Genomic DNA, 21,115 nt, shown 5'->3' on the forward strand with positions numbered 1-21,115 from the left:
CCCGTAGCGCTCTGGCGACTGTCCCGTGCGATTTGGTGGTGATTCGCTGCTGCTCGGGCAGGGCAGGTCTCCCCGTGCTTGGCTGCTTGTCGGCAAGGGCGGGCGCCGCCCCGCCGTGGCGGCCGCGAAGACCGGCGACGTGCGCACCGCCCCGATGATCACGAGACACGCATCCCGCCGCCGCTGTCGGGGCCGGACGGGATGGTGCCGGGCCCTTCGACCGTACGGCGCGGCCAGGGCTACACCCTGCGCGTCAGCGCCATCCCCGCCGTACACCGCCAGCTCCTCGCCCGCTGCCAGCCGCTCGACGGCGGCCAGGGCCTCCCCGCAGTCCCTGCCCAGCGCAAGGCCCGCCGCGAGTACGAGAACCGGGTCAGCACCCTCACGCCCTGAACAAGATCGTTCTCACCGATAACCGCTGTACCGATGTTCCCCGAGGCGGCAACGAGCCCGCGGCTCAAGGGCGCGTAACGGGCCTGCGGCCGGAGGGCGCGCGACAGATCCTAGGAGGCGGTCATGGCATCGCGGGCCACGGTCGTGAACCGCTCCAGGCTGTGGCGGAACACATCGTGGGCCTCGTCGAAGCGCTCGCGGGCGCCCGGGGCGCCGTCGGACCGTTCGCCGGCGTCCGGGGCGCTCTCCGTGACCCGCCAGAGCGCACGGTTCGCCATCGCCGCCGCCCGCTGGACAGCCTCGGCCGCCTCGGCGGCGAGGGCGGGGCCTTCCAGAACGATGACCCTGACGCTGCGCATAAGGGGGTCGAAGGCGGCGCGGAGTTCGCCGCGCAGCTCCTGAATACGCGCCAAACGGGCGTCCTGATCCGGGAGTTGGACGTATGCGTCACCCACTCGCCAGTACAGCTGGCCCACTGTGTGCGCCTGCTCCATGAGGTCCGGATAGGCGGCCCGCCGCAGCTCCCGGATCCGGTCCCGGTGCTGGACCTGGGCCGACGCCTCCGCCTGGACCTTCGCCGCCCGGGCGTTGCCCAGGGTGGTCACCCAGCCGGCGAGCACCGCGGTGGCGCCGGTGAACACCGCGACCCACACCGCACTGTCCGTCACGCCGCCAGTGTCGGGGAGCCCGCTTCCGGCTGTCGAGGGCGCCCGCGGGACGGGCGGGGTCCGCTTCAGCCCCCGGACGTGTCCAGCTCCGCGTCCTCGCCGATCCCCGCGCAGTCGTACGGGTCCTTCAGCCAACCGTCCGGCAGGACAACCCTGTTGTTGCCGGACGTACGGCCGCGGGGCCCGTCCGCGCCGAGGGGCCAGGGCTGGTCGAGGTCCAACTCGGCCAGGCCGTCGGAGAGTTCGGCGAGCGAGGAGGTGATCGCGAGGCGCTTACGCATCTCGGAGCCGACCGCGAACCCCTTCAGGTACCAGGCGACGTGCTTGCGGAAGTCGATGACGCCGCGCGCCTCGTCGCCGATCCACTCGCCGAGCAGGGTGGCGTGCCGGACCATGACGGCGGCGACCTCACGGAGCGTCGGACGGGCGTAGGCGTCCGTACGCCCCTCGAAGGCGGCCACCAGGTCGCCGAACAGCCACGGCCGGCCGAGGCAGCCGCGCCCGACCACGACCCCGTCGCACCCGGTCTCCCGCACCATCCGCAGCGCGTCCTCCGCGGACCAGATGTCGCCGTTGCCGAGGACGGGGATCTCCGGCACGTGCTCCTTGAGCCTTGCGATGGCGTCCCAGTCGGCGGTGCCGCCGTAGTGCTGCGCCGCCGTGCGGCCGTGCAGCGCGATCGCCGTCACGCCCTCCTCGACCGCGATCCGGCCGGCGTCCAGGAACGTGATGTGGTCGTCGTCGATGCCCTTGCGCATCTTCATCGTGACCGGCAGGTCCCCGGCGCCGCTGACGGCCTCGCGGAGGATCGCCCGCAGGAGGTTGCGCTTGTACGGGAGCGCCGAGCCGCCGCCCTTACGGGTCACCTTCGGGACCGGGCAGCCGAAGTTCAGGTCGATGTGATCGGCCAGGCCCTCCTCCGCGATCATGCGGACGGCCTTGCCGACGGTGGCCGGGTCCACGCCGTACAGCTGGATCGAGCGCGGCTTCTCGCTCGCGTCGAAGTGGATCAGCTGCATGGTCTTCTCGTTGCGCTCGACCAGCGCCCGCGTGGTGATCATCTCACTGACGAACAGACCCTTGCCGCCGCTGAACTCGCGGCACAGCGTGCGGAACGGCGCGTTCGTGATGCCCGCCATGGGGGCGAGGACGACGGGCGGCTGCACCGTGTGGGGGCCGATCGACAGCGGGGACGCGGGAGCGAGGACGGTCGTGGACATTCCCCCATTGTCGCGTACGCCGGCAAGTACTCGTACGGCCCCATGTCGCGTACGTCGATAGGGGCTCGCACGGCCCCGCGCCGCGTACGCCGACCGGTACTCGTACGGCCCCGCGTCGCGTGCGCCTAACAGGTGCTCGTACGACCCGGGTCGCAGGACGGCAGGCGCCCGTGCGGACCGCGCCGCGTACGGCAACAGGCGCCCGTGCGGCCCCGCGTGACGTGCGTGACATGGGCTCGTACGGCTGTGAGGCGAGCCCTTTCCAGGATGCGAGACGGAAGACGGTGTAGTGGTCATTAGTTAGACGCACTATTGATGGCGGCGTACTCTGGAGAAATGCCCGAGCTCAGCCACCGCCACCGCATGCTGGTGCTCGCGATCTGCTGCATGAGCCTGCTGATCGTGAGCCTCGACAACACGGTTCTCAACGTCGCCCTGCCCTCGATGCAGAAGGAACTGCACGCGAGCGTGGCGGGCCTCCAGTGGACCATCGACGCGTACACGCTGGTCCTGGCCTCACTGCTGATGCTCGCGGGCTCGACCGCCGACCGGATCGGCCGGCGCAAGGTCTTCGTGGTGGGCCTGATCATCTTCACGAGCGGCTCGGTCCTGTGCTCCCTGGCCCCGAACCTCGACTCGCTCATCGCGTTCCGGATGATGCAGGCGGTCGGCGGTTCGATGCTGAACCCGGTGGCGATGTCGATCATCACCAATACTTTCACGGACCCGCGTGAGCGCGCCCGCGCGATCGGTGTCTGGGGTGGTGTGGTCGGCATATCGATGGCCGCGGGACCGCTGGTCGGCGGCCTGCTCGTGGACTCGGTGGGCTGGCGGTCGATCTTCTGGATCAACCTCCCGGTCGGCCTGGCCGCGCTCCTGCTGACCCTGCGCTACGTCCCCGAGTCCCGTGCCCCCAAGGCCCGCCGCCCGGACCCGGTCGGCCAGTTCCTGGTCATCGCGCTGCTCGGCTCACTGACGTACGCGATCATCGAGGCGCCCAGCTCCGGCGCCCTGAAGACCCTCGCCTTCGGCGTGATCGCGGTCGCCGCGCTGCTGGGCCTGCTGCGGTACGAGCCCCGGCGCGCCGAACCCCTCATCGACCTGCGCTTCTTCCGCTCGGCGCCGTTCAGCGGTGCCACGGTCATCGCCGTCAGCGCGTTCGCGGCGCTCAGCGGCTTCCTGTTCCTGTCGACGCTCTACCTGCAGAACGTACGCGGCCTGGACGCGCTGCACGCCGGCCTGTGGATGCTGCCGATGGCGGCCATGTGCTTCGTGTGCGCGCCGCTGTCGGGCCGGCTGGTCGGCAGCCGAGGCCCGCGCTTCTCGCTCCTGGTCGCCGGGATCGCGATGACCGCGAGCGGCGTCCTCTTCGCCGCCTTCCAGGCCGAGACCTCGAACCTCACGCTCGTCCTCGGTTACGTCCTCTTCGGCCTGGGCTTCGGCTTCGTCAACGCCCCCATCACCAACACCGCCGTGTCCGGCATGCCCCGCACCCAGGCGGGCGTCGCCGCCGCCGTCGCCTCCACCAGCCGCCAGATCGGCGGCACCCTGGGCGTGGCCGTGGTCGGCGCGGTGCTGGCCTCCGGGGTGGGGGCGTCGGCGTACCGGGACACCTTCGTGTCGGCCGCCCGCCCCGGCTGGTGGATCATCGCCGGGTGCGGTCTCGCGGTCCTGGTCCTGGGCGCGCTGACCAGCGGACGCTGGGCGCGCGGCACGGCCGAGCGGACGGCGCGCGAGCTGGAGTCCGGGGTGGTACGGGAGAAGGTGGGCGTACAGACCCAGGACGCGCCCGCCGCCTAGGCCACCCGCGGCGCCGCCTGGCCCGCCCGCGGCGTCACCTGCGTTACCTGGCCCGCCGCCTAGGCCGCCGCCTCGGCCTCCGCCCCCAGCGCGATCTCGTACAGCCGCTCCAGGCGCTCGCGGCTCTCCTCGTCCGTGGGGGCGTACGTCACCATGCGGGCGCCCATGTCGGGGGCCAGCCACAGGTCGGTGTGGTCGAGGGTGAGCAGCCCGACGTACGGGTTGAGGAACTGCTTGGTCTTGCTGCGGGCGCCGCCGACCACCTCGTACCGCTCCCAGATCTCCCGGAACTCCGCCGACTCCGCCTTCAGCCGCTTGACCAGCATCTTCCAGGCGGGTTCACCGAGGTGTCCGGCCATCGAGGCGCGCAGCTTGGCGGCCATCATGCGCATGGTCTCGTCGAGCAGCACGATCGACTTGCGCCACTCCGCGTGCGTGTAGACGAGGATCATGCAGTTGCGGTCCTCGGGCGGTACGGCGTCGAGGTCGCTCATCATCAGACGGGCGTACGTGCGGTTGTACGCGAGGATGTCGTACCGGCTGTTCTGGATGCAGGCCGGGACCGGCTCCAGCTGGGTCAGCACGTGGCTCAGGGCCGGGGTGATGGTCGGGCACTGCGCGGCGGGCGAGGGGTCGACGGCCCCGGCCAGCTGGAAGAGGTGCGCGCGCTCGCTGGCGTCGAGCAGCAGGGTGCGGGCGAGGGCGTCGAGGACCTGCTCGGAGACCTGGATGTCACGGGCCTGTTCGAGCCACGTGTACCAGGTGACGCCGACGGCGGAGAGCTGGGCGACCTCCTCGCGGCGCAGGCCCGGGGTGCGCCGACGGCGGCCGCGGGGCAGGCCGACCTGCTCGGGCGGGATGCGTTCGCGGCGGTTGCGCAGGAAGGCGGCCAGCTCGTGGCGCCGGATGTCGCTGCCGCGGGGTGCGGCGGTACCGGGCGGCCGCGGGGCTTCCGGGGTGACCACCGGGGCCGAGACCGCGGCTGGGGCACGGCGCCCGGCCGCCGGGACGGTGTCCCTCGGGGCAGGGCTGGCGTCCGTCGGGGCGGCGGGGCTGCTGTCCCTCGGAGCAGAGCTGCCGGTCCTCGGGGTCCGGCCGCTGGTCGTCTCCTGCGCCATCGTCGTCATGCCTCCAGCCTGCCGTTCACCGGAACCTGTTGCCAGGTACTGCTGCTACCAGGATAAGAAGACTCTGGTACCAGCCTGAGCACGGGAGAAGCCTGGAGGACGTGACCGAAACCGGAACTCTCACGACGACCTCAGTCCGTTCCCCCGCCGGGCCACCCGTACTCGGCGGCCTCGGACTCTTCACCGTGCTGCTCGGCGCGGCCCTGCCGCTCATCGACTTCTTCATCGTCAACGTCGCCCTGCCGACCATGGGCCGTGACCTTCACGCGAGCGAGGCAGTCCTCGAACTCGTCGTCGCCGGCTACGGAGTCGCGTACGCCGTCCTGCTCGTCCTCGGCGGACGCCTGGGCGACCTCTTCGGCCGGCGCCAGTTCTTCCTCGGCGGCATGGCGGCCTTCGGCCTCACCTCCCTGGCGTGCGGACTCGCGCCCACCGCCTGGACCCTGGTGGCGGCGCGCGTCGCGCAGGGCGCCGCCTCCGCGGCGATGCTGCCGCAGGTGCTCGCCACCATCCAGTCGGCGACCGCGGGCCCGCGCCGCGCGAAGGCCATGGGCCTGTACGGGGCCACGGCGGGCCTGTCCATGGTGGCCGGGCAGATCCTCGGCGGCGTCCTGGTGGCGGCGGACATCGCGGGCACCGGCTGGCGCGCGGTGTTCCTCGTGAACGTGCCCGTCGTGATCCTCGGCCTGATCCTCGCCGCGCGGGCCGTGCCCGAGACGCGCTCGCAGCACCCGGAACCGATCGACGCCCCCGGAACCGTACTGCTCGGGATATCCCTGCTGGCCCTCCTCGCCCCGCTCACGGAGGGCAGGGCGGCGGGCTGGCCCCTGTGGACCTGGCTGTCGCTGGCACTGTTCCCGCTCGCGGCGGCGGCGTTCTACTTCGTCGAGCGCCGGGAGGACCGCCGCGGCCGTACCCCGCTGGTCCCCCCGAGCCTCTTCGCCCTGACGTCCCTGCGCCGCGGCCTGGTGATGATCGTCCCGTTCTCCATCGGCTTCAGCGGGTTCATGTTCGTGATCGCGGTGGCGTTGCAGCAGGGTGCGGGACTGGGACCGGTGCCCGCGGGCCTGGCCCTCGCCCCCATGGCGGCCGTCTTCCTCGTCGTTTCCCTCTGCGGGCCGCGGCTGATCGCCCGTTACGGCACCCGGATCGTCACCGCGGGCGGACTGATCCAGGGGGTGGGCGTGGCCCTCATCGCGCTGGCCGCGTGGCGGTCCTGGCCGAACCTGGGGGTGTGGGAGCTGCTGCCGGGCGCGGCGGTCGCGGGCGCGGGCCAGGCCCTCCAACTCCCCGTCATCTTCCGGATCATCCTCTCCGAGGTGCCGGCCGCCCGGGCCGGTGTCGGCAGCGGCGTCATGATCACCACCCAGCAGTCGGCGCTCGCTCTCGGCGTCGCCTCCCTCGGCACCCTGTTCCTCTCCCTCGTCCCGACCCACGGCATGCGTGACGCCCTCGTGACGACGTTGCTGGTCCAACTGGCGGGCGTGGTCCTGACCACGGCACTGAGCCTGCGCCTGCCGCGCACGATCAGCTGACCGCCGGAGCTGTCCGACACGACAGGGGTGCGCCCGTGGCGGAGGGCTGAGCCGGGCTAGGCCGGTGGGGCGACCAGGGTCTCCGACTGGTGGGCGCGCCGGAGGGCGTCCGCGACGAAGCCGCTCGCCTTCAACTCCTCGACGAGGTCGCGGAGGAAGCGGACGGTCTCCGGCCGGCGAGCCGTGGTCGTGCCGACCGCCTGCCGGATCTGCATGAACCGCTCCTCGATCAGGCGGAGTTCGGGGTGCGCGGCGACGAACTCGGTCATCGGCTGCCGGATACCGGCGGCGACCTCCAGCCCCTCGGCGCCGAACACCTCGACCCCTTCGTCCCCGCGCACGACGCTCGCGTCCCTCAGCGTCCGGGAGAGGAAGAGGTCATAGGCGGAACCGCGCTTCACCCCGACCCGTACGCCGGGACGGTCCACGTCCGCCACGGAGGTGAGGTCCGAATCGCGGGGCACGGCGTACACGCCCTCGATCACGACGTACGGCGCCGTGAAGGCGACCTCGGCCTCACGGGCCGGCTCCACGGCAAGAAAGCAGATGTCTGCCCGGCCCTCCGCCATCGCCTCGTACGACTTGCGCGCGGCGTCGAAGCAGAGGAACTCGACGGGCAGGCCGAGCCTCGCGCCGATCTCACGCGCGAGGTCCACGGTGATACCGGCCGGGGCCTGCGGGGTGCCCTGTGCGAGCACCGGATTCCCCAGATTGATCGAGGCCCGCAGGCTGCCGCTCGGGGCAAGATCCTTGGCAATGGCGGCACTTCCGGTCCCGGTCGTCATGGAGCGGAGTGTAGGTCAGCGGATGGGAGCGGCGCGGAGGCGGGAACGCGGGTCACCCTGAATGCGACGGACCCCATACGGAACTCGCCGCCGAAGAACCCCCGTTGATCTTCGCCATGCTGCACACTCCTTGCTGCGCAAGCGAAGCGGTAACACCAGGAGGTGTCATGCTGCAGATCAACACGAGCAAGGTAAGCCGCTGGGACCAGCACGGCCGCGAGCACGTCGTACGCGTCCAACGGGCGGGCGTGCAGCGCACGATCAGGTGCGACACCTGCGGCTGGCGCAAGGGCGCGCAGTTCCTGCCGTGGCTGAAGGCGGAGGAACACCTGGCCGACGCGCATCAGGCGACGGTGGATCCGACGGAGGGCTAGACCCGCGGCGGGGCCGCCCTGCCGACCCAGACGCCCCCGCCGCGCCGACGCCGGGCACGGAGCCGGGCGCGGACGTCGGGCGCTGACGTCGGGCAGGGACGACGGGCGCGGACGCCAGGCGGAGTGGTCGGGCGCGGACGCCGGGCCGAGACGCCGAGCGCGGGCGTCGCCGGGCAGAGACCTCGGGCCGAGACGCCGAGCGCGGGCGCCCGGCCGAGACGTCGGGCCGAGACGAAGCGCGGGCGCCGGGCCGAGACGTCGGGTGTGGGTGTCAGTGTCGGGTCAGTGGTGCAGGCCGCGCAGGACCAGGTGCACCACGGTCGCGAACTCGCCCTCGATGCCCGGCTGTTCCCACTCGTGGGCGTAACACGGGTCGTGGAAGCGGTTCGTGGCGTCGAAGATCGCGCGGGCCGTCGCGGCGGAGTCGCCGTCCACCGCCTTGAAGTCGCCCTCCTGTATGCCACGGGACACGATCTGCGTCAGCTGCTCGACGAGATCGGCGACGTGCTCCTCGACCACGGCGCTGGCCTCACCGAGCAGCACCGAATACGTGGCGAACAGCTCAGGATCGCCGCCCGCCTTGCGCCGCTTGGCGGTGAACAACGCACCCAGCCAGTGCTCCAGGGCCACGGCAGGCGTCTCGTCCCGGGACCGGACGATCTCCTCCAGCATCTGCGACGTACGGTCCAGCCAGCGCTTCGTGACCGCCTCCCGCAACGCCGCCTTCGTCCGGAAGTGCCGGTAGACGCTGCCGTGGCTGACGCCGAGCGCGCGGGCCACGTCGACCACGGTGGCCTTGGCCGGGCCGTGGCGGCGCAGCACCTCCTCGGTCGCTTCGAGGATGCGCTCGGCGGTCAGTGCTTCGGTCGTCGGTGCCATGACGAAGACCGTACCTGCCGGTACTGTCAGCGCTCGCTGTCGAGGTGCGCCATCTGGGCCGCCGGGTAACGGTCGCCCGCGGCGGCATCCGCCGGCACCGCCTCCTCGATCGCGGCCAGATCGCCCTGGTCCAACGGCACGTCCAGCGCCCCGAGCGCCTCGGTCAGACGGTCACGGCTCCGCGCGCCTACGAGCGGCACGATGTCCTCACCGCGCGACAGCACCCACGCGATCGCGATCTGCGCCACGCTGACGCCCTTCTGCTCGGCGATCTTCCGCAGCGCCTCGACGAGGGCGAGGTTGTGCTGGAGGTTCTCGCCCTGGAAGCGGGGGCTCATGGCCCGGAAGTCGGTCGCGGCGAGCTGCCGGTCGGCCGTGAAGTGGCCGGAGATCAGCCCACGGGACAGCACGCCGTACGCCGTGACGCCGATGCCCAGCTCCCGCGTCGTCGGCAGGATCTCGTCCTCGATACCGCGGGAGATGAGCGAGTACTCGATCTGCAGGTCGGAGATGGGCGCGGTCGCGGCGGCCCGGCGGATGGTGTCCGCACCGGCCTCACTCAGGCCGATGTGCCGCACATGCCCGGCCTCCACCAGCTCCGCGATCGCCCCGACCGTCTCCTCGATCGGTACGCCGGGGTCGACCCGCGCGATCCGGTACACGTCGATGTGGTCCACGCCGAGCCGCTGAAGCGAGTACGCGGCGAAGTTCTTCACCGCGGCGGGGCGGCCGTCGTATCCGCTCCAGCCACCGTCCGGGTCACGCAGCGCCCCGAACTTGACGCTGGTCAGCGCCTGGTCCCGAAGCGCCGCCGGAGCCGCGCGCAGCGCCTCGCCGATCAGCATCTCGTTGTGCCCCATGGCGTAGAAGTCGCCGGTGTCGAGCAGGGTGACCCCGGCCTCGAGGGCGGCGTGGATCGTCGCGATGGACTCGGCGCGGTCGGCCTCGCCGTACAGCGCGGACATGCCCATGCAGCCGAGGCCGAGGGCGGAGACCTGGGGGCCGGTGGATCCGAGGGGACGGGTTTGCATGAGGACTCCTTGGGTGTCCTGGGGGGTTGGTACATCCACCATGGCATGACGGATGACAGATTTCAATATCTGTCATCTGTTATCTGTCACCTGCCATCGGTCGCCTGTCATGCGTCATGCGTAGTCGAGGCCGATGTCATGCGTCATGCGCCAGTCGAGGCCGAAGTTGGTCCAGACCTATTGACGAGAGGTCTGGACCACGAGCACTGTCATGCCTACGACACCTCACCGCACCCCCACCGGGAGGCCCGAATGATCCGTCGGAAGCTGCGGCTGCTCGCCGTCGCGCTGACCGCAGCCGTCCTGACCCCACTGTCGATCGCCACCGCCCCCACCGCATCCGCAGCCGACACCTGCGCGGTGAAGTCCCGCCCGTCCGGGAAGGTTCTTCAGGGCTACTGGGAGAACTGGGACGGCTCGTCGAACGGGGTGCACCCGCCCTTCGGGTGGACGCCGATCACCGACTCCCGTATCGCCGCGCACGGCTACAACGTGATCAACGCGGCGTTCCCCGTCATCCGCTCCGACGGCACCGCGCTGTGGGAGGACGGGATGGACACGGGCGTGAAGGTGGCGACGCCCGCCGAGATGTGCGCGGCCAAGGCGTCCGGGCAGACGATCCTGCTGTCCATCGGCGGGGCGGCGGCCGGGATCGACCTCAGTTCCTCCGCCGTGGCCGACCGATTCGTCGCGACGATCGTGCCGATCCTGAAGAAGTACAACTTCGACGGCATCGACATCGACATCGAGACCGGGCTCGTCGGCAGCGGCAACATCGGCCAACTCTCCACCTCGCAGGCCAACCTGATCCGCATCATCGACGGAGTGCTGTCCCAGATGCCGTCCGGCTTCGGGCTCACGATGGCGCCGGAGACCGCCTACGTCACGGGCGGCAGCATCACGTACGGCTCGATCTGGGGCGCGTATCTGCCGATCGTGAAGAAGTACGCGGACAACGGGCGCCTGTGGTGGCTGAACATGCAGTACTACAACGGGAGCATGTACGGCTGCTCGGGCGACTCCTACTCCGCGGGCACCGTCCAGGGCTTCACCGCCCAGACCGACTGCCTGAACAAGGGGCTGGTCGTCCAGGGCACCACCATCAAGGTGCCGTACGACAAGCAGGTCCCGGGGCTTCCCGCCCAGTCGGGCGCCGGCGGCGGCTACATGTCACCGAGCCTCGTCTCCCAGGCGTGGAGGCACTACGGCACCAGCCTCAAGGGGCTGATGACCTGGTCGATCAACTGGGACGGCTCGAAGAACTGGACCTTCGGCGACAACGTGAAGGCCCTCCAGGGCCGTTGAGAGTCGCGGGCCGTTGAGAGTCCCGGGCCCTTGCGGGTGGTCGCAAGCCGTTGCGGGCCGTTGCGGGTCGTCGCAAGCCATTGCGAGCCGCCCCCAGAAAACGCACGAAAGCCCCCGGTTCCCGCGAAGGGAACCGGGGGCTTCCGTGTGAGAAAGCTGAGAAAGCCGCGAAAGCCGAGAAAGCGAGATACCAGGTCAGCAGCCGATCAGCCGCGCCGCCAGGTAGCCCTCGATCTGGTCCAGCGAAACCCGCTCCTGCTTCATCGAGTCGCGCTCGCGCACCGTCACCGCGTTGTCCTCGAGCGTGTCGAAGTCGACCGTGACGCAGAACGGCGTACCGATCTCGTCCTGGCGACGGTAGCGGCGGCCGATGGCGCCGGCGTCGTCGAAGTCGATGTTCCAGTGCTGGCGCAGGGCGGTGGCCAGGCCCTTGGCCTTCGGGGACAGCTCGGGGTTGCGGGACAGCGGCAGCACCGCGACCTTGACCGGGGACAGGCGCGGGTCGAGGCGCAGCACCGTGCGCTTCTCCATCTTGCCCTTGGCGTTCGGCGCCTCGTCCTCGACGTAGGCGTCGAGCAGGAAGGCGAGCATCGCGCGGCCGACACCCGCTGCGGGCTCGATGACGTACGGAGTCCAGCGCTCGCCGGCCTCCTGGTCGAAGTAGGAGAGGTCCTGGCCGGAGGCCTTGGAGTGCGCGGACAGGTCGTAGTCCGTGCGGTTGGCGACGCCCTCCAGCTCACCCCACTCGTTGCCGCCGAACTGGAAGCGGTACTCGATGTCGGCGGTGCGCTTGGAGTAGTGCGAGAGCTTCTCGGCCGGGTGGTCGTACCAGCGCATGTTCTCCGCGCGCAGGCCCAGGCCGGTGTACCAGTTCCAGCGCTCCTGCATCCAGTACTCCTGCCACTTCTCGTCCTCGCCCGGCTTGACGAAGAACTCCATCTCCATCTGCTCGAACTCGCGGGTGCGGAAGATGAAGTTGCCGGGCGTGATCTCGTTGCGGAAGGACTTGCCCATCTGGGCGATGCCGAAGGGCGGCTTGCGGCGCGAGGTGGTCTGCACCTGGGAGAAGTTGGTGAAGATGCCCTGCGCCGTCTCGGGGCGCAGGTAGGCGACGGAGCCGCTGTCCTGCGTGGGGCCGAGGTGGGTGGAGAGCAGGCCCGAGAACTGCTTGGGCTCGGTGAACTGGCCCTTGTTGCCGCAGTTGGGGCAGTTGATGTCCGCGAGGCCGTTCTCCGGGAGGCGGTGGTGCTTGGCCTCGTAGGCCTCCTCCAGGTGGTCGGCTCGGTAGCGCTTGTGGCAGGAGGTGCACTCGGTGAGCGGGTCGGTGAAGGTGGCGACGTGACCCGACGCGACCCAGACCTCGGTGGCAAGGATCACCGACGAGTCGATACCGACGACGTCCTCACGGGAGGTGACCATGTAACGCCACCACTGGCGCTTGATGTTCTCCTTGAGCTCGACGCCGAGCGGGCCGTAGTCCCAGGCGGCACGCTGTCCGCCGTAGATCTCACTACTGGGGAAAACGAAGCCACGGCGCTTGCTCAGGCTGACGATGGTGTCGATCTTGTCGGCGGCCACGGTGCTCTCTTCATTACGAACGGACGGCAGCGAATGCTTCAGGTTACCGGCGCGGCCCACCCCCGTATCAAATCGGTTGGGCGCTGTGCCCGGTGTGCGGGCTTACCGACTGCTTACCCAGAGGCCTACCCATGTGCTTGTTGACAATCGTTTCCAAGTTTGTTGAAAATGACTGTCATGAACGTACGACGACGCCTCATATCCGGGTCCGCGGTCGCGGCGGCCACCGCCCTCGGTCTCGGCACCCTTTCCGCGTGCTCGGACTCGTCCGCGGCCGATGGCAAGAGCAGCGGGAAGCTCGACGTGGTGGCGTCGTTCTACCCCATGCAGTATCTCGCCGAGCAGATCGGCGGGACACATGTGAAGGTCACCAATCTGACCCAGCCCGGCCAGGAGCCGCACGACCTGGAGATCAGCGCCAAGCAGACCGCGCAGCTCCAGGAGGCGGACGCCGTCCTCTTCCTCAAGAACCTCCAGCCGGCCGTCGACGACGCCGTGGCGCAGTCCCAGGTCAAGACCAAGATCGACGCAGCGTCGCTGACCACGCTGGAGAAGCACGGCAACGAGGTCGGCGGGCACGCGGCCGCCCATGACGACACCAAGGGCGAGGAAACCGGCGGCACCGACCCGCACATCTGGCTCGACCCGGTGCGGTACGCCGAGGTCGCGAACGGCGTCGGCAAGGCGCTGGAGAAGTCCGACCCGAAGCACGCGGCCGACTACAAGAAGAACACCGAAGCCCTGGTCAAGAAGCTGGACGGCCTCAACACCCAGTTCAAGGACGGGCTGGCCGGCACCAAGACCAAGGTCTTCATCACCACGCACGCCGCCTTCGGCTACCTCGCCGAGCGCTACGGCCTGACCGAGGAGGCCATCAACGGCCTGGACCCGGAGTCGGAGCCCAGTGCGAACCGGGTGAAGGACCTTGAGAAGATGGCGAAGGCCGACGGCGTCACGACGGTCTTCTACGAGACGCTGGTCAGCGACAAGACCGCCAAGACCATAGCCGGCGACGCGGGCCTCAAGACGGACGTCCTCGACCCGATCGAGGGCATCACCGGCAAGTCCAAGGGCAGCGACTACCTGCAGGTCATGGAGTCGAACCTGAAGGCGCTGCAGACGGCTCTCGGCAGCAAGTGATCATCATGGAGGACCTCGTGAGCGAGCCCGTCATATCCCTGCGCGGCGTGACCGCCGAGCTGGGCTCGCGCCCGGTCCTGCGTGGCATCGACCTCACCGTGCGCCGCGGTGAGGTCGTCGCGCTGCTCGGCGCCAACGGCTCCGGCAAGTCGACCGCCATCCGCACCGTGATCGGCCAAGTCCCGGTCAGCGGCGGCGAGATCGAGATCTTCGGCACCCCGCGGAGCCGCTTCCGCGACTGGCGGCGGGTGGGGTACGTCCCCCAGCGCACCACCGCCGCGGGCGGCGTGCCCGCGACGGTGACCGAGATCGTGGCATCGGGCCGGCTGTCCCGCGCCCGCTTCGGCGTGCTGCGCAAGGCGGACCACGAGGCCGTACGACGCGCCCTCGACCTCGTCGGCATGGCCGACCGCGCCAAGGACTCCGTCAACGCCCTCTCCGGCGGCCAGCACCAGCGCGTACTGATAGCCCGCGCGCTCGCCTCCGAACCCGAGCTGCTGATCATGGACGAGCCGATGGCGGGCGTGGACCTCGCCAGCCAGGAAGTCCTCGCCGCCACCCTGCGGGAGCAGGTCGCGGCCGGCACCTCCGTCCTCCTCGTGCTGCACGAGCTGGGCCCCCTGGAGCCGCTGATCAACCGCGCGGTCGTACTGCGTGACGGCTGCGTCCTGCACGACGGCCCGCCCCCGCACGCGGTCGGCCAGCACGCGCTGCCCGGCCACGACCACGTACACCCGCACGCGGCTCACGACGCCGAACCGATCCGGACGGGACTGCTGAGCTGATGGATCTCCTGAACTACGCCTTCATGCAGCGGGCCCTGCTCGCCGCCGTCCTCGTCGGCATCACCGCGCCCGCCGTCGGCATCTACCTCGTGCAGCGCCGTCAGGCCCTGATGGGCGACGGCATCGGCCATGTGGCGATGACCGGCGTCGGCCTCGGCTTCCTGCTCTCCACCAATCCCGTGTGGATGGCGACGGCCGTCTCGGTCCTCGGCGCCGTGATCATGGAGCTGATCCGCTGGTACGGCAAGACGCGCGGCGACATCGCCCTCGCCATGCTCTTCTACGGCGGTATGGCGGGCGGCGTGATGTTCATCAACCTCGCGCCGACGGGCTCGAACGCCAACCTGACCTCGTACCTCTTCGGCTCCCTGTCCACCGTCTCCGAGTCCGACGTGACGGCGATCTGTCTGCTGGCCGCCTTCGTGGTCCTGGTCACCGTCGGCCTGCGCCGGCAGTTGTTCGCGGTCAGCCAGGACGAGGAGTTCGCCCGCGTGACCGGCCTGCCGGTGCGCGCGCTGAACCTGCTCACGGCCGTCACGGCGGCGGTCACGGTGACGGTCGCGATGCGCGTGGTCGGCCTGCTGCTGGTGAGCGCGCTGATGGTGGTCCCGGTGGCGGCGGCCCAGCAGCTGAGCCGCAGCTTCGCCGCGACCTTCGCGATCGCGGTCGCCATCGGCGTGAGCGTGACGATCGGCGGCACCGTGACCTCGTACTACCAGGACGTGCCGCCCGGCGCGACGATCGTGCTGCTGACGATCGGCGCGTTCATCGCGCTGACCGCGCTGGCGACGCCGCTCGCGCGGCGACGGGCCCGGGCACTGGCGGCGGCCCAGGCCGTCGGAGACCCGGCGGAGTGCGCAATTCCGGCCACGCGCGGCCCGGAGACGAAGGCCGGCGTCTGACTACGCACAGTCCGGACTGGCACAATGGCCGGGCAAGGGCAGACGTGAGGAGGCAACGGTGACAACCGCTGGATCGCCCGTACGGGGCCGTTCCACCCGGCAGCGTGCCGCCGTGGCGGCGGCGCTCGACGAGGTGGACGAGTTCCGCAGTGCGCAGGATCTCCACGACATGCTCAAGCACAAGGGCGACTCCGTCGGACTCACCACCGTGTACCGCACGCTGCAGTCGCTCGCCGACGCCGGCGAGGTCGACGTCCTGCGCACCTCCGACGGCGAGTCCGTCTACCGCCGCTGCTCCACCGGCGAACACCACCACCACCTCGTCTGCCGCGTCTGCGGCAAGGCGGTCGAGGTCGAGGGGCCGGCCGTCGAGACGTGGGCGGAGGCGATCGCGGCGGAGCACGGCTACGTGAACGTCGCGCACACGGTGGAGATCTTCGGTACGTGCGCCGAGTGCGCGGAGTGCGCGGCTTCCTAGCGGAGAGCGCCGAGCGCGCGAAGTGCGCGGCTTCCTAAACGATTGGTCAAATGTGATCACCAATTGTTAAGGTCACGTCAGTCCTGATGACCAGGACCTGACATGACCACAGGGGGTCTTTGTGAAGATCGGCCGTATTGTAGGGGTGGGGGTCGCGAGCGCGGCGCTCGTGCTCGGCATCTCCAACACCGCGATGGCAGCTGACCACACCATGCACACCGGGGACGCGTGGGGGAACGTTTCCGGCTGGAGCGGTGAAGGCTACTTCAACGAGTACGGCGACGTCGTGACGATCTGCGACAAGGACGCCGACGGCTCCGCGGTCAAGATCCACGTCTCCCTCGACGACCCGTACGGCGCCGAGAAGTACAACTTCTACGTCGGCGGCGAGGGCAACTGCGCCACCCACAAGGCCAGCAATGGCAGCAAGTACGACCTGCCGGAGAACCGGAACATCGGTTTCCTCTTCTGTCGCTACTCGGCCGGCTCCGAGGGCGAGTGCAAGGCGTACACGTTCTACAACGACAACTGACAGCTGACGGCTGACGGCTGACGGCAGCACTGAATCGCGGGCGGCCCCGCTCCACACTCCGGTGGAGCGGGGCCGCTCGCGTGTCCGTCAGCTCTCGGGGCGGCCCTTCATCGCGGCCTCCATCGCGAGCAGTTGCTCGTTCGGGACGGCGCCGCCGAAGCGGCGGTCGCGGGAGGCGAACTCGATGCAGGCGCGCCACAGGTCGCGCCGGTCGAAGTCGGGCCACAGCACGTTCTGGAAGACCATCTCGGCGTAGGCGCTCTGCCAGAGCAGGTAGTTGGACGTGCGCTGCTCGCCGCTCGGCCGCAGGAACAGGTCCACGTCCGGCATGTCCGGGTAGTAGAGGTACTTCGCGAAGGTCTTCTCGTTGACCTTCGACGGGTCGAGCCGGCCCGCCCTGATGTCCTCCGCCAAGGCCTGCGCGGCATCGGCGATCTCGGCGCGACCGCCGTAGTTCATGCAGAAGTACAGCGTCAGCCGGTCGTTGTCCTTGGTCTGCTCCTGGGCGATCTGGAGCTCCTTGGCCACCGACTTCCACAGCTTGGGCATCCGGCCCACCCAGCGGACCCGGATGCCGAGTTCGTCGAGCTGGTCGCGGGTCTTGCGGATGAAGTCGCGGTTGAAGTTCATCAGGAAGCGCACCTCGTCGGGCGAGCGCTTCCAGTTCTCGGTGGAGAAGGCGTACAGCGAGATGGCGCCGACCCCCATCTCGATCGCGCCCTGCAACACGTCGAGCACGCGCTCGGCGCCGACCTTGTGCCCCTCGGTACGCGGCAGCCCACGGTCCTTGGCCCAGCGCCCGTTCCCGTCCATGACGATCGCCACATGGTTCGGCACCAGCTCACCAGGGAGCTTCGGGGCGCGGGCACCGGACGGGTGCGGTTCCGGCGTCCTGTACTCGCGGCGCTGGCGTCCCAGGATCCCGCGTACGACCATGTGCTTCTCGTCTCCCTCTTACTCGCTCTGGTGCTTGCTTGCTCTGGTGCTTGCTGCTCTGGGGCTTGCTTGCTCTGGGGCTTGCTTGCTCTGGTGGTGGCGCTTATTTCTCTACGTACCGAAGCGAGCGCAGGCCGCGCTCCAAATGCCAGTGCAGATAGGCCGACACCAGCCCGCTGCCCTCACGGACGTACCGCGGCTCGCACGCGTCCGCGGTCTCCCAGTCTCCCGTCAGCAGCGCGCCGAGCAGTACGAGGGCCTCTGCCGAGGGTACGACGCTGCCGGGCACCCGGCAGTCGACGCAGACGGAACCTCCCGCCGCGACCGAGAAGAACCGATTCGGTCCCGGCATCCCGCACTTCGCGCAGGCGCTGAAACTGGGCGCGTAGCCGTTCACGGCGAGGGAGCGGAGCAGGAAGGCGTCGAGGACGAGGTGCGGCTCGTGCTCGCCGCGGGCGAGGGTGCGGAGCCCGCCGACCAGCAGCAGATACTGCTGTACGGCGGGCTCCCCCTCGTGATCGGTGAACCGCTCGGCGGTCTCCAGCATGGCCGTCCCGGCCGTGTACCGCGCGTAGTCGGTCACGATCCCGCCACCGTACGGAGTGATCGTCTCGCTCTGCGTGCACAGCGGCAGCCCGCGCCCGATCAGTTCGCTCCCCCGCGCGAAGAACTGCACGTCCACGTGCGAGAACGGTTCGAGCCGCGCCCCGAACTTGGACTTGGTCCGCCGCACGCCCCGGGCCACGGCGCGTACGCGCCCGTGACCGCGGGTGAGCAGCGTGATGATCCGGTCCGCCTCACCCAGCTTCTGGGTGCGCAGCACGATGCCGTCGTCGCGGAACAGACTCATGCGGTCCATTCTCGCCTACGGCGGCGGCGCCCCGGGCAGGACGGGCACCTTTGGCCGTCGCCGCTCTCTTCAAGGGACCTCGCCGCGACTTCGTGCGTTGGCGTACGACGTCGCCGCGCTGAGCCGCTCCGCCGGGGTGGCTCGCCGGACGGCGTCCGGTTCGCAGTCCCACTCCTTGCCGCCACCCATCGGTCTCAGCTGTACGTACGGTCCCTCGTGTCCCATGACCATTCCCACCTTCCCTGTGCGCGTGTCCACGGCGTACGAGCCGATCGGCGGCTTCGGCTTCGGCGGCTTCGGCGTCACCGCAGAGCCGCCGCGAGCCGGGCCGCGACCTCGACGGTGCAGCCGCCCAATTCGATCAGCGGACAGGGTGCCTCGCGCGCCAAAGTCGCCGGATCGATCCGTAGCGACGGCAGTGAAATTCCGGCGTTCGCGAGCGCCGTCCGCAATTCCTTCACCGTTACCTCCGCCTCTTCGACGCAGAGCGCCGAGTGTTGTGCCTTCACCGTGTTCCCCTGTCTTTTTGATTTTCACGCTTCGCATCTCCAGCGTGACGCTCTGCACCTACACTCGGCAGGAGTCTGTCCTCTACAAGTGCGGCGCAGCGTAAGGGGGTTGGCCTGTGGCCAACGGTTCGCGGCAGGCAGCCTGGGAGTTCTTCGGCACGGAGCTGAAACGGCGCCGGGAGGAAGCCGGTTTCACTCAGGTGGAGTTAGGAGCCCGGGTTTTCGTCTCCGGCGGTTACATCGGGCAATTCGAACAGGCCATTCGGAAACCGCAGTTGGACGTGGCCCAGCGGATTGACGAGACCCTGCAAACCGATGGTTTTTTCGAGCGCACGTGGCGAAAGCTCATCGATGACAAGCGGTACGCGGACTATTTCGCGGAGGTGGTGGAGCTTGAGCGGACGGCGACGAGGATCTGCGAGTTCGCGCCGACTCTTGTGCCGGGGCTGTTGCAGACCGCCGCGTACGCACGGGCGGTCACGCTGGCGGCCAACCCGTTCGTCACGGAGGAGTACATCGAGGAGAAGGTGACCGCGCGACTGGAGCGCGCTCGCGTCCTCGGCGACGCTACAAGGCCCGTGTATTGGGTGGTGCTGCACGAGAACGCGCTGCGGATCCCGGTGGGCGGGGCGGCGGCTATGGCTGGACAGCTCGACCACCTCGCGGGGATGGTGCGAGGACGCAAGGTGGTGGTGCAGGTACCCCCGTGCGCGGCGGGTGCGCACGCGTCCATGGGCGGGATGCTCACGCTTATGGAGTTCGAGGATGCACCTCCAACTGCCTATACAGAGACCTCGTTTTCGGGAACCTTGATGGACGACCCGGCAGTGGTGAAGCGTGCACAGCACGCATACGATCTGCTCAGGGCCGTCGCACTGTCGCCGGAGGCGTCCCTCGCCCTGATCGAATCGGCGGCGGAGGACTTCAGACGATGCGCGAGTACGACCTGAGCAACGCCCGCTGGCGCAAGAGCAGTTACAGCAACGGCGAGGGCGGCAGCTGCGTCGAGGTCGCGTACGACTTCGTGGGCGCCGCCCGCTGGCGCAAGAGCACCTACAGCGACGACAACGGCGGCAGCTGCCTCGAAGTGGCCGACGGAGTCCCCGGTGTCGTACCCGTCCGCGACAGCAAGGTCCCGGCCGGTCCCGTTCTGCTGATCGGGGCCGTCGCCTGGGCGGAGTTCGTGGGCGCCGTCACGAGGTGACCCTGCGGCCCCCGTTCTCAGCCGGGGCCGGCCCGGAAGCGGCGGCGGTACTCCGTCGGTGTCGTGTCCAGCGTGCGGCGGAACGCTCGGATGAGGGTGTCGGTGGTGCCGAACCCGCAGGTGGAGGCGATGCGTTCGAGCGTGGCATCGGTGGATTCGAGTTGGTTGCGCGCCATCTCGACGCGGGCTGATTCGATGTAGACGCTCGGGGTCATGCCGAGTTCGGTTTTGAAGATCCGGGTGAGTTGCCGCTCGCTGACGTGGGCGTGGGCGGCGAGGTCTGCGACGGTGAGCTGTTCGCCGATGTTGCGCGTGATGTGGTGGCGGAGGTCTTCGATGCGCCGTGTCGTGGAGACGGGTTCGAGGGGCACGCTGAACTGACTCTGCCCGCTCGGCCGTTTCAGGTACATCACGAGCTGCCGGGCGACGCGGAGCGCCATGGTCTCGCCGAAGTCGTCGGCGACGAGGGCGAGCGACAGGTCGAGGCACGCGCTGATCCCCGCTCCGGTCCACACGTCGCCTTCGCGGATGAAGATCGGGTCGGCGTCGACCTCGATCAGCGGGTGGTCGGCGGCGAGTTGGTGCGCGGTCGACCAGTGGGTGGTGGCGCGCTTGCCGTCGAGGAGTCCGGCGGCGGCGAGGAGGTGCGCTCCGACGCAGACGGATGTGACCCTGCGTGTGGTGGCCGCGAGTTTCTTCACCCAGCCGACCACCGCGGGGTCGGTGAGGGCGTGTACGCGGCGTTGGCTGTCGACCTCGACGGAGCCGGGCACCAGGAGGGTGTCGATGCTTCTCGTGGCCGCCTCGTCGAAGGTGATGTCGGGGAGGATGCGCACGCCGGCGGAGGTCGTGACGGGGTCCATGGTCTCGGCGGCGAGGACGACGTCGTAACCCGTCGCGTCATCCGTCTCGCGCTGCACGAGGGAGAACACTTCCGGCGGCCCGGTGACGTCGAGCAGGTCGACGCCCTCGAAGAGGACGATGACGATGAGTCTTCTGACGGTGCTCATGGTGTCTCCGCGGGTCTCCGCCTGGTCGGCAACGGCGATGTCCGGATCTGCATGTTAGATGACATTGCCGACAC

At 69.7% G+C, this 21,115-nt stretch carries 24 protein-coding genes; 12 read left to right on the plus strand and 12 right to left on the minus strand.

The window, feature by feature from the left end; all coding sequences use genetic code 11:
* The first annotated feature begins 201 nt into the window (after window positions 1-201).
* Window positions 202-393 (plus strand): hypothetical protein, encoded by a 192-nt coding sequence (locus ACFVXA_RS34760; RefSeq protein WP_384025027.1) that lies wholly within the window; start codon window positions 202-204, stop codon window positions 391-393.
* 110 nt (window positions 394-503) lie between these two features.
* On the opposite strand, the gene ACFVXA_RS34765 is transcribed toward ACFVXA_RS34760, so the two are convergent.
* Complete coding sequence (locus tag ACFVXA_RS34765) at window positions 504-1,061, minus strand: hypothetical protein (RefSeq protein ID WP_383744084.1); 558 nt, start codon at window positions 1,059-1,061, stop codon at window positions 504-506.
* 65 nt (window positions 1,062-1,126) lie between these two features.
* Entirely contained in the window at window positions 1,127-2,281 is a 1,155-nt protein-coding gene (gene dusB / locus ACFVXA_RS34770) for a tRNA dihydrouridine synthase DusB (RefSeq protein ID WP_362018397.1), read from the minus strand.
* Between the two features lie 336 nt (window positions 2,282-2,617).
* Between dusB and ACFVXA_RS34775 the strand changes: the two genes are divergently transcribed.
* Window positions 2,618-4,081, plus strand: a complete 1,464-nt coding sequence (locus ACFVXA_RS34775; RefSeq protein ID WP_362018395.1) for an MFS transporter — start codon at window positions 2,618-2,620, stop codon at window positions 4,079-4,081.
* Window positions 4,082-4,140: 59 nt separating this feature from the next.
* Here the strand turns inward: ACFVXA_RS34775 and ACFVXA_RS34780 are convergent, their stop codons facing one another.
* Window positions 4,141-5,208 (minus strand): helix-turn-helix transcriptional regulator, encoded by a 1,068-nt coding sequence (locus ACFVXA_RS34780; RefSeq protein ID WP_390028225.1) that lies wholly within the window; start codon window positions 5,206-5,208, stop codon window positions 4,141-4,143.
* Window positions 5,209-5,309: 101 nt separating this feature from the next.
* On the opposite strand from ACFVXA_RS34780, the gene ACFVXA_RS34785 reads away from it, so the two are divergent.
* Window positions 5,310-6,743 carry an MFS transporter gene (locus ACFVXA_RS34785; RefSeq protein ID WP_383744089.1) on the plus strand — a complete coding sequence of 478 codons (1,434 nt, stop codon included), beginning with the start codon at window positions 5,310-5,312 and terminating at the stop codon, window positions 6,741-6,743.
* 56 nt (window positions 6,744-6,799) lie between these two features.
* On the opposite strand, the gene ACFVXA_RS34790 is transcribed toward ACFVXA_RS34785, so the two are convergent.
* Window positions 6,800-7,528 carry a transporter substrate-binding domain-containing protein gene (locus ACFVXA_RS34790; protein ID WP_383905009.1) on the minus strand — a complete coding sequence of 243 codons (729 nt, stop codon included), beginning with the start codon at window positions 7,526-7,528 and terminating at the stop codon, window positions 6,800-6,802.
* Window positions 7,529-7,695: 167 nt separating this feature from the next.
* On the opposite strand from ACFVXA_RS34790, the gene ACFVXA_RS34795 reads away from it, so the two are divergent.
* A complete protein-coding gene (locus tag ACFVXA_RS34795) occupies window positions 7,696-7,902 on the plus strand; it encodes a hypothetical protein (RefSeq protein ID WP_362018390.1) in 207 nt (68 codons plus the stop codon).
* A gap of 282 nt (window positions 7,903-8,184) precedes the next feature.
* Here the strand turns inward: ACFVXA_RS34795 and ACFVXA_RS34800 are convergent, their stop codons facing one another.
* Window positions 8,185-8,781 (minus strand): TetR family transcriptional regulator, encoded by a 597-nt coding sequence (locus ACFVXA_RS34800; protein WP_383744094.1) that lies wholly within the window; start codon window positions 8,779-8,781, stop codon window positions 8,185-8,187.
* A 26-nt stretch (window positions 8,782-8,807) separates the two neighbouring features.
* Window positions 8,808-9,812 (minus strand): aldo/keto reductase, encoded by a 1,005-nt coding sequence (locus tag ACFVXA_RS34805; RefSeq protein WP_383744096.1) that lies wholly within the window; start codon window positions 9,810-9,812, stop codon window positions 8,808-8,810.
* Window positions 9,813-10,064: 252 nt separating this feature from the next.
* Here ACFVXA_RS34805 and ACFVXA_RS34810 point away from each other — a divergent pair, with 252 nt between their 5' ends.
* On the plus strand, window positions 10,065-11,117 hold the full coding sequence (locus tag ACFVXA_RS34810; RefSeq protein WP_362018385.1) for a chitinase: 1,053 nt from the start codon (window positions 10,065-10,067) through the stop codon (window positions 11,115-11,117).
* Window positions 11,118-11,312: 195 nt separating this feature from the next.
* Here the strand turns inward: ACFVXA_RS34810 and ACFVXA_RS34815 are convergent, their stop codons facing one another.
* The gene (locus tag ACFVXA_RS34815) at window positions 11,313-12,695 is read right to left on the minus strand and encodes a glycine--tRNA ligase (protein WP_362018383.1); all 1,383 of its coding nucleotides are present in this window, start codon (window positions 12,693-12,695) and stop codon (window positions 11,313-11,315) included.
* Between the two features lie 177 nt (window positions 12,696-12,872).
* Between ACFVXA_RS34815 and ACFVXA_RS34820 the strand changes: the two genes are divergently transcribed.
* From ACFVXA_RS34820 to ACFVXA_RS34840, 5 genes are all read left to right on the plus strand, one after another.
* Window positions 12,873-13,835, plus strand: a complete 963-nt coding sequence (locus ACFVXA_RS34820; protein WP_390028226.1) for a metal ABC transporter substrate-binding protein — start codon at window positions 12,873-12,875, stop codon at window positions 13,833-13,835.
* 5 nt (window positions 13,836-13,840) lie between these two features.
* Window positions 13,841-14,620: a metal ABC transporter ATP-binding protein gene (locus tag ACFVXA_RS34825; protein ID WP_362018379.1), complete on the plus strand. Its 780-nt coding sequence runs from the start codon at window positions 13,841-13,843 to the stop codon at window positions 14,618-14,620.
* The gene (locus ACFVXA_RS34830) at window positions 14,620-15,522 is read left to right on the plus strand and encodes a metal ABC transporter permease (protein ID WP_362018378.1); all 903 of its coding nucleotides are present in this window, start codon (window positions 14,620-14,622) and stop codon (window positions 15,520-15,522) included. The genes ACFVXA_RS34825 and ACFVXA_RS34830 overlap by 1 nt, the downstream gene beginning before the upstream one ends.
* A gap of 58 nt (window positions 15,523-15,580) precedes the next feature.
* Complete coding sequence (locus ACFVXA_RS34835; RefSeq protein ID WP_362018377.1) at window positions 15,581-16,000, plus strand: Fur family transcriptional regulator; 420 nt, start codon at window positions 15,581-15,583, stop codon at window positions 15,998-16,000.
* Between the two features lie 145 nt (window positions 16,001-16,145).
* Entirely contained in the window at window positions 16,146-16,532 is a 387-nt protein-coding gene (locus tag ACFVXA_RS34840) for a hypothetical protein (protein WP_362018375.1), read from the plus strand.
* A gap of 87 nt (window positions 16,533-16,619) precedes the next feature.
* Here ACFVXA_RS34840 and ACFVXA_RS34845 read toward each other — a convergent pair whose 3' ends face one another.
* The 4 genes from ACFVXA_RS34845 to ACFVXA_RS34860 all read right to left on the minus strand — a co-directional run bounded on the left by ACFVXA_RS34845 (window position 16,620) and on the right by ACFVXA_RS34860 (window position 18,827).
* Entirely contained in the window at window positions 16,620-17,468 is an 849-nt protein-coding gene (locus ACFVXA_RS34845) for an isoprenyl transferase (RefSeq protein ID WP_389748253.1), read from the minus strand.
* Window positions 17,469-17,571: 103 nt separating this feature from the next.
* Window positions 17,572-18,318 carry a DNA repair protein RecO gene (gene recO / locus ACFVXA_RS34850; RefSeq protein WP_389757716.1) on the minus strand — a complete coding sequence of 249 codons (747 nt, stop codon included), beginning with the start codon at window positions 18,316-18,318 and terminating at the stop codon, window positions 17,572-17,574.
* 69 nt (window positions 18,319-18,387) lie between these two features.
* The gene (locus tag ACFVXA_RS34855) at window positions 18,388-18,543 is read right to left on the minus strand and encodes a hypothetical protein (RefSeq protein WP_390028239.1); all 156 of its coding nucleotides are present in this window, start codon (window positions 18,541-18,543) and stop codon (window positions 18,388-18,390) included.
* Window positions 18,544-18,620: 77 nt separating this feature from the next.
* On the minus strand, window positions 18,621-18,827 hold the full coding sequence (locus ACFVXA_RS34860) for a hypothetical protein (RefSeq protein ID WP_362018370.1): 207 nt from the start codon (window positions 18,825-18,827) through the stop codon (window positions 18,621-18,623).
* A gap of 116 nt (window positions 18,828-18,943) precedes the next feature.
* Between ACFVXA_RS34860 and ACFVXA_RS34865 the strand changes: the two genes are divergently transcribed.
* Together ACFVXA_RS34865 and ACFVXA_RS34870 are read left to right on the plus strand one after the other, a co-directional pair.
* Entirely contained in the window at window positions 18,944-19,777 is an 834-nt protein-coding gene (locus ACFVXA_RS34865) for a helix-turn-helix transcriptional regulator (RefSeq protein ID WP_390028227.1), read from the plus strand.
* Window positions 19,759-20,031: a DUF397 domain-containing protein gene (locus tag ACFVXA_RS34870; protein ID WP_390028228.1), complete on the plus strand. Its 273-nt coding sequence runs from the start codon at window positions 19,759-19,761 to the stop codon at window positions 20,029-20,031. Before ACFVXA_RS34865 ends, ACFVXA_RS34870 begins: the two co-directional genes overlap by 19 nt.
* A 17-nt stretch (window positions 20,032-20,048) precedes the next feature.
* On the opposite strand, the gene ACFVXA_RS34875 is transcribed toward ACFVXA_RS34870, so the two are convergent.
* Window positions 20,049-21,041, minus strand: coding sequence for a GlxA family transcriptional regulator (locus tag ACFVXA_RS34875; RefSeq protein ID WP_383744114.1), 993 nt, complete (start codon window positions 21,039-21,041; stop codon window positions 20,049-20,051).
* Window positions 21,042-21,115: the final 74 nt, after the last annotated feature.

This window comes from Streptomyces sp. NPDC058246 (assembly GCF_042881985.1).
Taxonomy (GTDB): domain Bacteria; phylum Actinomycetota; class Actinomycetes; order Streptomycetales; family Streptomycetaceae; genus Streptomyces.

Bases quoted from the DNA above. Each gene is read 5' to 3' on its own strand.
- ACFVXA_RS34760 (WP_384025027.1), top strand. From the start codon at position 202: ATGGTGCCGGGCCCTTCGACCGTACGGCGCGGCCAGGGCTACACCCTG.
- dusB (WP_362018397.1), bottom strand. From the start codon at position 2,281: ATGTCCACGACCGTCCTCGCTCCCGCGTCCCCGCTGTCGATCGGCCCC.
- ACFVXA_RS34775 (WP_362018395.1), top strand. From the start codon at position 2,618: ATGCCCGAGCTCAGCCACCGCCACCGCATGCTGGTGCTCGCGATCTGC.
- ACFVXA_RS34780 (WP_390028225.1), bottom strand. From the start codon at position 5,208: ATGACGACGATGGCGCAGGAGACGACCAGCGGCCGGACCCCGAGGACC.
- ACFVXA_RS34790 (WP_383905009.1), bottom strand. From the start codon at position 7,528: ATGACGACCGGGACCGGAAGTGCCGCCATTGCCAAGGATCTTGCCCCG.
- ACFVXA_RS34795 (WP_362018390.1), top strand. From the start codon at position 7,696: ATGCTGCAGATCAACACGAGCAAGGTAAGCCGCTGGGACCAGCACGGC.
- ACFVXA_RS34800 (WP_383744094.1), bottom strand. From the start codon at position 8,781: ATGGCACCGACGACCGAAGCACTGACCGCCGAGCGCATCCTCGAAGCG.
- ACFVXA_RS34805 (WP_383744096.1), bottom strand. From the start codon at position 9,812: ATGCAAACCCGTCCCCTCGGATCCACCGGCCCCCAGGTCTCCGCCCTC.
- ACFVXA_RS34810 (WP_362018385.1), top strand. From the start codon at position 10,065: ATGATCCGTCGGAAGCTGCGGCTGCTCGCCGTCGCGCTGACCGCAGCC.
- ACFVXA_RS34820 (WP_390028226.1), top strand. From the start codon at position 12,873: ATGAACGTACGACGACGCCTCATATCCGGGTCCGCGGTCGCGGCGGCC.
- ACFVXA_RS34825 (WP_362018379.1), top strand. From the start codon at position 13,841: ATGGAGGACCTCGTGAGCGAGCCCGTCATATCCCTGCGCGGCGTGACC.
- ACFVXA_RS34830 (WP_362018378.1), top strand. From the start codon at position 14,620: ATGGATCTCCTGAACTACGCCTTCATGCAGCGGGCCCTGCTCGCCGCC.
- ACFVXA_RS34845 (WP_389748253.1), bottom strand. From the start codon at position 17,468: ATGGTCGTACGCGGGATCCTGGGACGCCAGCGCCGCGAGTACAGGACG.
- recO (WP_389757716.1), bottom strand. From the start codon at position 18,318: ATGAGTCTGTTCCGCGACGACGGCATCGTGCTGCGCACCCAGAAGCTG.
- ACFVXA_RS34855 (WP_390028239.1), bottom strand. From the start codon at position 18,543: ATGGGACACGAGGGACCGTACGTACAGCTGAGACCGATGGGTGGCGGC.
- ACFVXA_RS34870 (WP_390028228.1), top strand. From the start codon at position 19,759: ATGCGCGAGTACGACCTGAGCAACGCCCGCTGGCGCAAGAGCAGTTAC.
- ACFVXA_RS34875 (WP_383744114.1), bottom strand. From the start codon at position 21,041: ATGAGCACCGTCAGAAGACTCATCGTCATCGTCCTCTTCGAGGGCGTC.